General features: G+C 67.4%; 8 protein-coding genes. 4 read left to right on the forward strand and 4 right to left on the reverse strand.

The window, feature by feature from the left end; all coding sequences use genetic code 11:
• The first annotated feature begins 122 nt into the window (after window positions 1-122).
• From BZF57_RS16275 to BZF57_RS16290, 4 genes are all read left to right on the forward strand, one after another.
• Complete coding sequence (locus BZF57_RS16275; protein WP_067402726.1) at window positions 123-1,031, forward strand: tyrosine-type recombinase/integrase; 909 nt, start codon at window positions 123-125, stop codon at window positions 1,029-1,031.
• Window positions 1,032-1,037: 6 nt separating this feature from the next.
• On the forward strand, window positions 1,038-2,231 hold the full coding sequence (locus BZF57_RS16280; protein ID WP_067489996.1) for an IS91 family transposase: 1,194 nt from the start codon (window positions 1,038-1,040) through the stop codon (window positions 2,229-2,231).
• A 466-nt stretch (window positions 2,232-2,697) separates the two neighbouring features.
• Window positions 2,698-3,252, forward strand: coding sequence for a dCTP deaminase (gene dcd, locus BZF57_RS16285; protein ID WP_086739989.1), 555 nt, complete (start codon window positions 2,698-2,700; stop codon window positions 3,250-3,252).
• A gap of 292 nt (window positions 3,253-3,544) precedes the next feature.
• Window positions 3,545-4,720: a saccharopine dehydrogenase family protein gene (locus BZF57_RS16290; RefSeq protein WP_086739991.1), complete on the forward strand. Its 1,176-nt coding sequence runs from the start codon at window positions 3,545-3,547 to the stop codon at window positions 4,718-4,720.
• A 73-nt stretch (window positions 4,721-4,793) separates the two neighbouring features.
• Here the strand turns inward: BZF57_RS16290 and BZF57_RS16295 are convergent, their stop codons facing one another.
• The 4 genes from BZF57_RS16295 to BZF57_RS16310 all read right to left on the reverse strand — a co-directional run bounded on the left by BZF57_RS16295 (window position 4,794) and on the right by BZF57_RS16310 (window position 12,707).
• On the reverse strand, window positions 4,794-7,010 hold the full coding sequence (locus tag BZF57_RS16295; RefSeq protein ID WP_086739993.1) for a TonB-dependent receptor: 2,217 nt from the start codon (window positions 7,008-7,010) through the stop codon (window positions 4,794-4,796).
• A 185-nt stretch (window positions 7,011-7,195) separates the two neighbouring features.
• The gene (locus BZF57_RS16300) at window positions 7,196-10,003 is read right to left on the reverse strand and encodes a TonB-dependent receptor (protein WP_086739995.1); all 2,808 of its coding nucleotides are present in this window, start codon (window positions 10,001-10,003) and stop codon (window positions 7,196-7,198) included.
• 248 nt (window positions 10,004-10,251) lie between these two features.
• Window positions 10,252-11,475 carry a threonine synthase gene (locus BZF57_RS16305; protein WP_206073287.1) on the reverse strand — a complete coding sequence of 408 codons (1,224 nt, stop codon included), beginning with the start codon at window positions 11,473-11,475 and terminating at the stop codon, window positions 10,252-10,254.
• 65 nt (window positions 11,476-11,540) lie between these two features.
• The gene (locus BZF57_RS16310; RefSeq protein WP_086739999.1) at window positions 11,541-12,707 is read right to left on the reverse strand and encodes an aminotransferase; all 1,167 of its coding nucleotides are present in this window, start codon (window positions 12,705-12,707) and stop codon (window positions 11,541-11,543) included.
• Window positions 12,708-12,807: the final 100 nt, after the last annotated feature.

Consider the following 12,807-nt stretch of genomic DNA (forward strand, 5'->3'; position numbering starts at 1 on the left):
TCGATGCACGAACCCGCTTCGCGGGAGTGTCGCTGGCGGCGAGGGTGATGTAGAACGACAGGCGTAGCGCCTGATCCGAGAGAGGCAGACGATTGTGGCTCCTTCAACCAAGGAGTCGAACGATGAACGAGATTATTCCGATTGGGCCGGTCAGCCCGCTTCGCCAGCGGCTGATCGAGGATATGTCACTGCGCCGGTTCGGGCCGGAGACGCAACGCAACTACCAGCGCGATGTGGGACGGTTCGCGACCTGGCTGGGGCGCTCGCCGCATACCGCGACCGCCGAGGATGTCCGCCGGTTCCAGATTGAGCAACGGGAAGCCGGGGTGCCGGCGCCGACCATGAACAGCATCGTGGCGGCGCTGCGGTTCCTCTTCACCCACACCCTCGACCGGCCCGATCTTGCACGCAAGCTGGTCCGCACCGCGCACGCTCGCAAGATCCCGGTGGTGCTGACCCAGAGCGAGGTGAAGCGCCTGCTCGATGCGACCACCAGCCTCAAGCATCAGGCCGCATTGTCGGTCGCCTATGGTGCGGGTCTGCGCGTCGGCGAGGTCGCGGCGCTCAAGGTGCGCGATATCGACAGCAAGCGCATGCTGCTCAGGATCGAGCGTGGCAAAGGCGGGCGATACCGCAATGCCATGCTGCCAGAGGGCTTGCTCGTGCTGCTGCGTGACTGGTGGCGCGCGGGGCGTCAGCAGGGTGTGCTCCACGCTGATGGCTGGCTCTTCCCGGGACGAGGCGCCATGCTGCCGATCAGCACACGCCAGCTCCACCGTGTCGTCGTCGAAGCTGCCGAGGCAGCCGACATCGCCAAGCGGGTAGGACCGCACACGCTGCGTCACAGTTTTGCTACGCACCTCCTCGAGGACGGGGTCGATATCCGCGTCATTCAGGCGCTGCTCGGTCATGCCAAGCTGAACACCACCGCCTTTTACACGCAAGTGGCAACCAAGACGGTGCGCGCCGTGGTCAGCCCGCTTGACCGGCTCGCACTGGCGGCACCGGACAAGGAGGCGCCGAGCGGCTGAGGACCGGTGCGCGCCGCACTCGAGGTCGCCGACGTTTTCTGCGCTGCCGGGCCAGCCTATCGGCTCGCCCATGCCGGGCACCTGAGCCTGCATCAGCTCAAGGTCATGTCGGCGATCGAGCACTGCCGCACCGCCGCGCTGGGCGGGCATGTCGAGGCCTGCACCGACTGCGGACATTGGCGGATCGCCTACAACTCCTGCCGCAACCGCCATTGCCCCAAGTGCCAGGGCACCGCCGCGCGCACCTGGCTCGCCTCGCGCGAGGCCGACCTGCTGCCGGTGGGATACTTCCATGTCGTCTTCACGCTGCCTGCCGAGATCGCGGATATCGCGTTCCACAACAAGGCGCTGCTCTACGACCTGCTGTTCAAGACTGCGTCCGAGACCACGCTCACCATCGCCGCCGACCCGAAGCATCTCGGTGCCCGCATCGGCATCACCGCCGTGCTCCACACCTGGGGCTCGGCCATGACCCACCACCCGCATATCCACATGATCGTGCCGGGCGGCGGTATCGCGCCGGATGGGGAGCGATGGATATCATCCCGCCCGGCCTTCCTCCTGCCGGTGCGCGTGCTGGGCGCCTTGTTCCGCCGCCTGTTCCTCACTCGGCTGCTGGCGCTTTACGATGCCGGCAAGCTCGCCTTCTTCGGTCGGCTCGCTCATCTCGCCGATCGTCGCGCATTCCTGCGCCACCTCGCGCCGGTGCGCAAAAAGCGCTGGGTGGTCTACGCCAAGCCGCCCTTCGCCGGTCCCGAGGCCGTGCTCGCCTATCTCTCGCGCTACACCCACCGGGTCGCCATCTCGAACAGTCGCCTCCTGCGGCTCGACGAGCATGGGGTCACGTTCCGCTACAAGGACTATCGCCGTTCTACGCCAGACCGGCAGCAGGTCATGACGCTCAGCGCCGACGAGTTCATCCGCCGCTTCCTGCTGCACTGCCTGCCACGCGGGTTCCACCGCATCCGCCACTATGGCCTGCTCGCCAGCGGCACCCGCAAGGCCCACCTCGAGCGCGCCCGCCGCCTGCTCGCCCTCGCGCCGCCCACCGCGGTCGAGCCACCCACCGAGCCCCCCGATCCGCGCCCGCCATGCCCTTGCTGCGGCGGGACCATGATCATCATCGAGACCATCGAACGCCGCTATCTGCCGCGCGGCCCGCCATGTCCGATCGCACCATCCGGGAACCTTGCGTCGTGACCCGGCACGGCCCCACACCGCCAGACCTCACCGCAACCGCGCTCCCGGGGATGAGGATGTCTGCATATCATCCGCCCAGGAGCAGTCGTCCCATCGCCAAAATCGGACGGACGAGCTCCCCACAGCCGCCCTGTCACTCCAAAATCGGACGGGCTGCTCTCAAACCCGTCCGCTTATCGACACCGTCTGCAGACGCCCAGATCGGCCGTAAATCGAAATCCCCATAGCTCACCGCATGCGGCCCGCGGGTTCGGGCACCGTCGACTTTCCGACGCCTATCGGCGTCCGAAACTCTAAACGATTTGCGAATTTCCGCTTTCGGCCCAAATCGCTGCAAAGCGGACGGGCTCCTTCCATCAATTGTCATCCCGGCGGAAGCTGGGCCCCGGCCTGCGCCGGGGTGACGACAGGGGATAGGTCTCGCATCACCCTTGCCCCCGCGCCCGCCATCGGGAATCCCTCTCGCATGGCGATTCTCTCCGACAAATGGATCCGCACCCAGGCGCTCGAGCATGGCATGATCGAGCCCTTCGTCGAGGCGCAGCGGCGGGACGGGGTGATCTCCTATGGGCTTTCGTCCTACGGCTATGACGCCCGCGTCGCGCCGGAGTTCAAGATCTTCACCAATGTCGATTCCTCGGTGGTCGATCCCAAGCAGTTCGATCCGAACAGCTTCGTCGACCGCGAGACCGATGTCTGCGTGATCCCGCCCAACTCCTTCGCGCTCGCCCGTACGGTCGAGTATTTCCGCGTGCCGGAAGACGTGCTGGTGATCTGCCTCGGCAAATCGACCTATGCGCGCTGCGGGATCATCGTGAACGTCACCCCGCTCGAGCCGGGCTGGGAGGGGCACGTCACGCTCGAATTCAGCAACACCACCCCGCTCCCCGCCAAGATCTACGCCAACGAGGGCGCGTGCCAGTTCCTTTTCCTCAAGGGCAACGAGCGCTGCGAGGTCAGCTACAAGGACCGCGCGGGCAAATACATGGGCCAGCGCGGGGTGACGCTTCCGCGGCTTTAGCGGCCGCGGCTATAGTGCCCCGGCGTCAGGCGCGCTTTCCTACTTCGGGTGGACGGGCGTAGGCTCGCCGGGTTGACCATCCGAAAGGCGCTTGTCCGGTGTTTTCGCCCGAGATTCCTTGTCCGTCCGCCTTGTCGAAAGTGACGCAAGTCTCTGAAATTGCGCCCACCTTTGGCTCGTCGCCAAGCGGACACGGTGTCCGCTTTGTCCGCTTGTCGGCAGGACGCCGCACGGATTCGGTCTGGCGGAGCGCTGCTGTGCGTGGCAACACGCCAGCCAAAGGAGAGCATGCATGAGCACCCGCGAATTCGACATCATCGTCTATGGCGCCACGGGCTATACCGGGCGGCTGGTGGCGGAGTATCTCGCCAGCCATTACGGCAGCCGCGATGACGGCCCGAAGTGGGCGATGGCAGGCCGCAGCCTCGCCAAGCTCGAGGAGGTGCGCGACCTGATCGGCGCGCCGGCATCGACCCCGCTGGTGGTCGCCAATGCCGGTGACGATGCCGACCTCGAAGCCATGTGCGCGCGGACGAAAGTCGTCCTCACCACCGTCGGCCCCTACCAGCTCTATGGCGACAAGCTCGTCGCCGCCTGCGTCAAGACCGGCACCGACTATGCCGACCTTTGCGGCGAACCTGCGTGGATGGCGGCCAAGATCGCCGAGCATCAGGCAGCTGCCGAAGCCAGCGGCGCGCGCATCTGCTTCTCGAGCGGGTTCGACTCCATTCCCTTCGATCTCGGCGTGATGATGACGCAGAAGGCCTGCGTCGCAAAATTCGGCAAGCCCGCGCCGCGCATCCGCGGGCGCGTGCGGGCGATGCAGGGCACCTTCTCGGGCGGCACTGCGGCGAGCCTCGGGGCGACGATGAAGGCGGCAGCCAAGGACGTCTCGGTGATCGGCGTGCTGCGCAATCCCTTCGCGCTGTGCCCCGGTTTCGAGGGGCCGGACCAGCCCTCGGGCATGATCCCGTCCTATGAGGACGACCTCGGCAAGTGGTCCGCGCCTTTCGTCATGGCACCGATCAACACCAAGAACGTGCATCGCACCAACTTCCTGCTCGGTCACCCCTATGGCGCGGACTTCAAGTATGACGAGATGATGCTGACCAGCCCCGGCGAGGCGGGGAAGGCCGCGGCCAATGCGGCGCTCGAATTCATGAAGAACCCCTTCGGCGCCAAGCCGCCCAAGCCGGGCGAGGGGCCGACCAAGGAAGAGCGCGAGAACGGCTTCTACGATGTGGTCTTCGTCGCCGATATGGCCGACGGGCAGCGCCTGCAATACGGGGTCAAGGGCCGCTACGATCCGGGTTACGGCTCGACCAGCCGGATGCTGAGCGAGACGGGGATCGCGCTGCTTTCCTGCGACCGTCCGGGCGGGATCGGCACGCCGGGGGCCTTCCTCGGCGAGGATCTGGTCAAGCGGCTCGAGGAGCACGCCGAACTGACCTTCGCGGTGGAAGAGTAACGAAAAAGGGGCAGCCGGCGGATGACCGGCTGCCCCTCTTGCGACCCTTGCGCGGGGCCTCGCCTCGGGAGCGTCAGAAGCTCAGGCGGATGCTCGCGCGGATGTTGCGGCCCAGCACGGGGACATAGTCCTTGGTGAAGCTGGCATGGCGGCGGCCCACGACGTCGAAGATGTTGTCGGCGGCGACCTGGAGCGTGACGTTCTGGTTGTCCTTGAGCGGACGCCAGGCGACCAGCGCGTTGACCAGAGTGAAGCTGTCGGTGGGGGTCTCGACCCCGACGACGCGGTCCTGCTTGTCGAACCACTGGACCTCGCCGCGCAGGTCGAACGGACCGGTCTGGGCTTCAAGCGCGCCGAGCAGGCTCAGCGGCGGAATGCGCGGGACGGCGGTGCCATCGGCGAGCTCGGCCTCGACATAGGAGGCGCTGAGGTCGGTGAGCAGGCGGAAGCCGTCGGTGTCGATCACGGGGTAGCTGAAGTCGGCTTCGACACCCCAGAAGTCGGCATCCTGCTGGAGGTATTCGAAGACGGGGAGCTTGTCCTCTTCCTCGCCGGTTTCCTCGAGGAAGATGTAATTGTCGAACCACTGGCGGTAGGCGGTAAGGCTGAAGGTGCCCTTGCCGATGCTGCCGCGGGCATAGGCCTCGAGGCCCCAGGCGCGTTCGGTGGTGAGATCGGGATTGCCGATCTCGAACGCCTGCGTGGCGATGTGCGGGCCGTTGGCGAAGAGCTCTTCGGCGCTCGGCGCACGTTCGGCGCGCGAACCGTTGATGCCGAGGCGGATGCCTTCGATGCCTTCGTAGACCACGCCGAGCGCGCCGGAGAGGGTGTCGAAGTCGTTCTCGATCCCGAGCGTCTGGGCCTTGACCTTGGTGAACTCGGCGCGGGCGGCGGCTTCGATCTGGAACGGACCGGTGCCGTATTCCTGGAGCGTGAAGATGGCGAACTGGTCGGTCAGGTTGGGCGGAATATAGGCCTCGGCCCCGACGGCGAAGAAATCGCGGTGCTGGTACTGGATGCCGCTCGATCCGCGCAGCGCCCCGCCGGTGTTCTGCACCAGCTCGGCGCGGGCTTCGAGGCTGGTGGAGTCGAACACGGTGCCGACTTCATCGCCTTCGAATTCGGTGTGGGTGTAGTCCGAATAGCCGACGCGGAACTTGAGCCGCTCGAACGCGCCTTCGCCGAGGAAGACATCGCCCTTGAGGTCGGCGCGGAACTGCTTGAGGCCGATGGTGACCGGGCCTTCCTCCTCGCCCGCAGCGGCGGCGGCGAAGAGGGCGGCTTCCTCTTCCTCGCCGTGCGCGTGTTCGGTGCCGGGACGTGTCGGGACGCCGTAATTGGTGTCGTACCAGCCCAGCGATGCGCCCAGCGTGCTCTCGCCGAGGATCAGGCCGAAGCCGGCGTTGATCGTCCAGCTTTCCATCGAGGTATTGGGCACGGTGCCGCGCTGGTTGGCCGCTTCGCGAAGCTCGGCGGCTTCCTCGAGTTCGCCTTCGGCCTGTTCCTCGGCGGCATCGGCGAGGAGATCGGCGCGCAGGTCGGGCGCGAGCTGGAACCCGCCGATGTCGATGTCGTCCGACTTGCGCCACGAACCGTCGACATGGAACACGAGGTTCGAGCCGACGCCGACATCGAGCGAGCTCGCTGCGGTGCGCAGGTTGGTCGCGCTGTCGATCGCGCCGAAGGCGTCGAGGTGCAGGTCATGGTCGGGCATGCGCGTCGGGATGCGCTTGTCGATCACGTTGACCGCGCCGCCGATCGCCTGGCTGCCGTAGAGCAGCACGGCCGGGCCGCGCAGCACTTCGATCCGCTCGACCGTGATCGGCTCGATCGTGGTGGCGTGGTCGACCGAGGTGTTCGAGACGTCCGAGGTGCCGATCCCGTCGACCAGCACGCGCACGCGCTCGCCCTGCTGGCCGCGCAGCACCGGGCGCGAGGCGCCGGGGGCGAAGCTGGAGGCTGAGACGCCCGGGATCTTGGTCAGCAGGTCGCCGATCTGGCCGGTGGCGGCGTTGCGCTGGATGTCCTTGATCTCGACCACGCTGGTGCCGGCGAGGAGGTCGAGCTCCTTGAGGCCCGCGGCGCTGACGATGATGTTGCCTTCATAATCGGTCTGGCGGTTGTGGACATCATCCTCCGGCCCCGCGCCGCCTGCGGGCTGTTCGGCCGCGGCAGCATTGGCACCCGGCGCGGCGTCGTCCGCCAGTGCGGGGGCGGCAGAGAAGGCGAGGCCCAGACCTGCGGCCAGCGCAAGGCGGGAGGGGGCAAGGGAGAGCTTGCTGGTGTTCATCGGACGTCCCGTTTTATGGATGTGATAACGTATCACGCGCCTAGCGCCGCGCGTTGCGATTGCAAGCGCAAAGTTGAACCCCGGCTGACGGGAATCGACGAACGGCAGGCGAAAGCGGCAAGCCGCAACGCAAATGGCCCGGCCGCACAGGCGACCGGGCCATCCGAGTGTCTCTGCCCGGGGGATCAGAAGGTGATGCGCACCCCGCCCGAATAGCGGCGGCCGAAGCGTTCGTATTCGATCGTCAGGTTGTCGGTGAACGGGGTCGGCGTGCCGGTCGCGGTCAGCAGGTTGCCCGGCTCCGAGAAGCGGCGGCCCGGCTTGTTGAGCAGGTTCGAGGCATCAAAATAAACCTCGAAATTGCGATTGATTGCATAGCGTGCCGAGAAGTCCATCTCGTCGTCCGCCGCCCAGTAGGTGTCGCCCGCGTCGGTCAGATCATTGGCGATGCCGTCCAGCCAGGCGCTGCGCTTCTGGTACTGGAGACGGGCGGAGAAGCCGTACTTCTCGTAATAGGCGCCGATATTGTAGACGTAGTCCGAGGTGCCCGGCAGGCGCACCTTGCGTGCCGGGATGTTGGAGGCGGCGAAGGCGGGCTTGGTCGCCTCGCTGTCGTTGAGGGTGAGGTTGGCGGTGATCCCGAAGCCGCCGAGCCAGCCGGGCAGGCCGAGATCGTCGGTCCAGGGTTCAAGCTGGAGCTGGGCCGCCATTTCGAGCCCGATGATCCGGCCCTCGCCCGCGTTGTTGATGCCGGAGAAGATGTAGTCCGACCGGTCGATCCCGCCGAAGTTCAGCGCGTTCGAACCGAAGGTGCGGCGGTCGGTGTAGAGCACGTCGCGCACGTCGCGGTAGAAGGCGCCGATCGAGAGGAAGCCCTGCGGCACGATGTACCATTCAAGGTAGCTGTCGAGGCCCCACGAGCGTTCCGGCTTCACCGCCGGGTTGCCGCCTGAGATCGTCTCGTTGGCATCGTTGATCTGCACGTTGGGACGCAGCTGGTCGTAATCGGCCCGCGCCGCGCCGGTGGTGTAGCCGATGCGGAATTTGCCGTTGGGCGAGACGTTGTAGTTCACGTGGAGGCTCGGGAAGAGCAGCGTGCTGGCGGCCTCGGCGTTGATCACCGTGGTGGTGCCGGGAACCGTGGCGACGCCGGTGTTCTCGACCCGCTCGATGCGCACGCCGCCGAGGATGCTGCCCCAGTCGTACTTGAGCGTGCCCATGATGAAGCCCGCGTAGATCGTCTCGCGTACCTTGTAGTCCTCGTCGGTGAGGCGGGTGCGGGCAAAGTTGGCGCGCGCCGCGTTCGAGGCTGCGGTCATCGCCGCGGTGTCGAAGTAGCGGAAGGTGTAGCCGAGCGGGATCTTGCCCTGGAACGGGGTGTCCAGCGAGAAGGCGTTGTAATCGGTCGGGATGCCGATGGTGGCGAAGTCCGCGCTCGAGGTGCGCAGGATCTCGAAGTTGACCGATTCCTTGGTGCGCCGGTCGTACTGGAAGCCCGCCTTGAAGGTCGCCTCGGCCCCGAGGAAGCCGGTCTCGTAAGCGAGCACGGCGCGTCCGGTGTAGGCATCGGTATCGTCGACCAGATCGGCGACGCGCAGCTGGGCGAGCGGCTTGGTGAAGGTGTCGATCGCGGTCACCGCGGTGCCGGCCTGATAGCGGGTCGGGCCCGACAGCTGCACCGTGTTGAACAGCTGCACGCGCGCACGGAGCGGATCGGTGAAGTCATAGCTCACGGTCGGGCGCAGAGTGCGGGTCGAGGGGCTGTTCCAGCGCGCCTCGCCCGTCACCGAGCGGTCATCGCGCGAACGGGTGTAGTTGCCGGTCCATTCGAGCCGCAGACCGCTGTCGCCGAAGGTGTGCTTGCCTTCGATGGTGTTGGTGAAGATCGACTGGCGGAAGGCGCGCAGGGTCGAACGCTGGTTGATGTCGATGCCGTAGACCGTGCCGGCGAGCGGCGTGTTGCCGATGCAGATGTCGGCATAGCCGGTGGTGGTCGGCGAGGTGTTGACCGTCGTCGGGCAATCGGCGGTGTTCGCGACCAGATCGCCCTGCCGGTCGTCGAGATCGAAGATGTAGTTGTCGCGCGCCTCGTCGTCGGTGAAGATGGTGTAGACCGAACGCAGCGAGATCTGGTTGTCGTCGTTCGGGCGCCAGTCGAGCCGACCCGAGACCGACCAGTTCTTGCGGGTCAGGCGGTAGAGCTTGTTCTCGGTCTCGCGCGCCCAGAAGCGGGTGGCACTGCCGGGGCGGGTATCCTGCGAGACGCGCTCCCAGTCGGTCTCGAAGTTGTCGGTGATCATGTTGCGTTCGTAATAGGTGCCCGAGACGAGCACCCCGATCTCGCCCAGCCCGCCGACATCGAAGCGGTCGGACAGCACGAGGTTGGCTTCATATTCCTTGCGGTCGCCCAGCTCGGCGATCCCCGCCCCCGCCTTGCCGAAGGCGCGCAGGCCCGGATAGTCGAAGGCCGAACGGGTGATGATGTTGACGTTGCCCGCCACGGTCTCGCCCGGCATTTCCGGGGTCACGGCCTTGGAGACGATGATCTGCGAGGCGATGGCCGAGGGGATCGAATCGAAGCGCGCGTCGCGGCCTTCGGGGCTGACGATGTTGATCCCGTCGAAGCTCAGTGTGGTCCAGTAGTTGGGCGCGCCGCGGATCGAGATGTAGCGCGCCTGGCCCTGGTCGCGCTCGACCGCGAGGCCGGGCAGGCGGCCGGTGGCCTGGGCGACGTTCTGGTCGGGCAGGCGGCCGACCGAGTCCGCCGAGAGGACCGAGACGAGGTTGTCCGACTGGCGCTGGGTGCGCAGCGCGGCGGCTTCGGATTCGGCGATCGGGCGGGTGCCGTCGACCACGATTTCCTCGCCCTCGGCCGGGGCGGCTTCCTCGGCGGTCAGATCTTCGGCCAGCACCGCCTGCGGAATGGCGGCAACAGCGGCGAGCATGAGAGCCTTGCGCGACAGGCGCAGGCCGGGATTTGCGGACTTGAACATCGATGTTCCCCAATTGGCGTGACGAATTGGGGCGCGGCTATGGACAGCGCGTGACACTTTGCAGACCGTCACATGACGGCGGTCACATGGTTGAAATACTGCGGTTTTTCGCAGGTTTGGCGCGGATCACTGCAACCGCATGCAATCCCACGGCTTTTCATCCCGTCAGGCGGCTTGCCGCCTCGCGACGCGCGCGCGGTTCTGCGAATTGTCGCGCACCTGTGGCGCAAGTGCCGCAGGATGTGCGGCTAGATCGTCGCCCAGTCGATCGGCTGGTGCCGGTCGAGCACGCGGGAATGATCGGTGAGCGGGTATTTGAGGCCCGTGGCGCAGTTGAACAGCAGCGCTTCCTCGTCCGGCCGCACAAGGCCCGTCGCAAGCGCCTTTTCGTAGGCCGCCAGCGTCGCCCCGCCCTCGGGGCAGAGCAGGGTGCCGTCCTCGCGCGCGACTGCGTCCACCGCCGCCTCGATCGCGGCATCGATTACCGAGATGGCAAAGCCGCCGCTTTCGCGCACCGCGTCGAGGATCAGGAAATCGCCCACGGCTTGCGGCACGCGGATGCCGCAGGCGACGGTTGCCGGGTCTTCCCAGCGCACCGCGTGGCGCTCGCCCGCGTCGAAGGCGCGCACGATCGGTGCGCAGCCCTCGGCCTGCACCGCGACCATGCGCGGGCGTTCGGGGCCGATGAGGCCGATCGCCTCGAGTTCGGCAAAGGCCTTCCACATGCCGATCAGGCCCGTGCCCCCGCCGGTGGGGTAGAAGATCACGTCGGGCACCCGCCAGCCCATCTGTTCGACCAGTTCGAGGCCCATCGTCTTCTTGCCCTCGATCCGGTAGGGCTCCTTGAGGGTCGAGAGGTCGAACCACCCCTGCGTCTCGCGCCCGGTGGCGACGAGCTTGCCGCAATCGTCGATCTGGCCGTTCACGCGGTAGACCCGCGCGCCGTAAGCGGCGATCTCGCGGATGTTGATCTCGGGCGTTTCCTCGGGGGCGAAGATCACCGTCTCGATCCCGGCCGCCGCGGCATAGGCCGCCGCCGCCGCGCCGGCATTGCCGTTGGTCGGCATGGCGATCTTCGTGATGCCGAATTCCTTGGCCATCGAAAGCGCCATCGCCAGGCCGCGCGCCTTGAAGGAGCCGGTGGGCAGGCGCCCCTCGTCCTTGACCCAGAGCGTCTCCACCCCGAGCCGTGCTGCCGTGCGCGCCAGCGGCAGGATCGGGGTGGCGACCTCGCCCAGATCGATGCGGTTGCTGTAATCGGCGAGCGGCAGCAGCTCGCGCCACTTCCACAGGCTCGCGGGGCGGCTGGCGAGAATCTCGCGGCTCAGCACCTTGGCGACGGCGGGCAGATCATAGCGCACCAGCAGCGGCCGCCCGGCGCGCGAGAGCTGGTGGACCTCGCCCGCAGGATAGTGCTCGCCGGTCAGCCCGCATTCGAGATGGGTGACGAAGTTGTGGGGGGTGTAGGTCACGCGCAAAGGCCTCCCGGGGAATGTTTTGACGGGCGGTAGCGTCTGTGCGGCGCGGCTGCCAGCCCCTAGCCGCGCAGCAGCCCCGGCACGGCCAGCGCCTCGCCCAGCCGCGCGAGCGCCGCATCGAGCGTTGCGCGCTCCTTGGCGAAGCAGAAGCGCACGAGGTGGGTGGCGGGCTCGCTGGCGAAAAAGGCCGAGACCGGGATCGCGGCGACGCCCGCGCGGTCGATGATCGCCTCGCAGAACGCCGTGTCGTCCGCCGCGATGCCGGAAGCCGCCAGATCGACCGACACGAAATAGGTCGCCGCGCTCGGCAGGGGGACAAGGCCGAGTGCGGCCAGCCCCCCGCTCAGCACATCGCGCGAGGCCTGATGCTGGTCGCGCGCGGTGGCGATCCACGCGTCCTCGTTCTCCAGTCCCTCGGCGAGCGCCCATTGCAGGTTGGGCGGGGTGGTGAAGGTCAGGAACTGGTGCGCCTTGGCCAGCACCCGCGCGAGTGGCGGGGCGGCGCACATCCAGCCCACCTTCCACCCCGTGAGGCCGAAGATCTTCCCCGCCGATCCGATCTTGACCGTGCGCTCGCGCATCCCCGGACAGGCCATCAGCGAGCGGTGCGCGCCCCCGTCATAGACCAGCGCCTCCCACACCTCGTCGCAGATCGCCACCAGATCATGCGCCGCGCAGCGCTCGGCGAGGAAGGCGAGATCATCGGGATGCGCGCGGGTGCCGAGCGGGTTGAGCGGATCGTTGAACACCAGAAGCCGCGTGGCGGGGCCGATCGCCGCGTCGAAGGCCTCGCGGTCGATCCGCCCGGACGGCAGGGCGAGGCGCAGCACCTTCGCCGTCCCCCCGGCGCGCTCGACCAGCGGCAGGTAGGCATCGTAGAGCGGGGCGAACAGCAGCACCTCGTCGCCCGGCCGGATCAGCGCGAGCAGGCTTGCGGCCAGCGCCTCGGTCGCGCCCGAGGTGATGACGACCTCGTCCGGATCGAGCGCGAGGCCCTGATGCCGCCCGTACCACCGCGCCACCGCCCCGCGCAGTTCGGGCAGTCCGGTCGCGGGCGGATACTGGTTCGAGCGTTCCTCCAGCGCGCGGGCGGCGGCGGCGATTACCCGGTCGCAGCGCGGGCCATCGGGAAAGCCCTGCCCGAGGTTGATCGCACCGCGCGCGCGGGCGCGGGCCGACATGGCTTCGAAGATCGTCGTCGGCATATCGCGGAACAGCGGGTTCATGGCCGGGGCTATACCGCGCGATGCAGCGGATATGAACAGGTGCGGCCCTGTCCGGTCAGGCCGAGACGAAATTGCGGTGGCCGGAGCGAAACCGGATGGG

This window comes from Erythrobacter colymbi (genome assembly GCF_002155685.1).
Lineage (GTDB): Bacteria > Pseudomonadota > Alphaproteobacteria > Sphingomonadales > Sphingomonadaceae > Erythrobacter > Erythrobacter colymbi.

What these genes read in the sequence shown, in the direction of transcription:
- BZF57_RS16275 (WP_067402726.1), top strand. Translation starts at nt 123, where the DNA reads ATGAACGAGATTATTCCGATTGGGCCGGTCAGCCCGCTTCGCCAGCGG.
- BZF57_RS16295 (WP_086739993.1), bottom strand. Translation starts at nt 7,010, where the DNA reads ATGAACACCAGCAAGCTCTCCCTTGCCCCCTCCCGCCTTGCGCTGGCC.
- BZF57_RS16310 (WP_086739999.1), bottom strand. Translation starts at nt 12,707, where the DNA reads ATGAACCCGCTGTTCCGCGATATGCCGACGACGATCTTCGAAGCCATG.
- BZF57_RS16290 (WP_086739991.1), top strand. Translation starts at nt 3,545, where the DNA reads ATGAGCACCCGCGAATTCGACATCATCGTCTATGGCGCCACGGGCTAT.
- dcd (WP_086739989.1), top strand. Translation starts at nt 2,698, where the DNA reads ATGGCGATTCTCTCCGACAAATGGATCCGCACCCAGGCGCTCGAGCAT.
- BZF57_RS16300 (WP_086739995.1), bottom strand. Translation starts at nt 10,003, where the DNA reads ATGTTCAAGTCCGCAAATCCCGGCCTGCGCCTGTCGCGCAAGGCTCTC.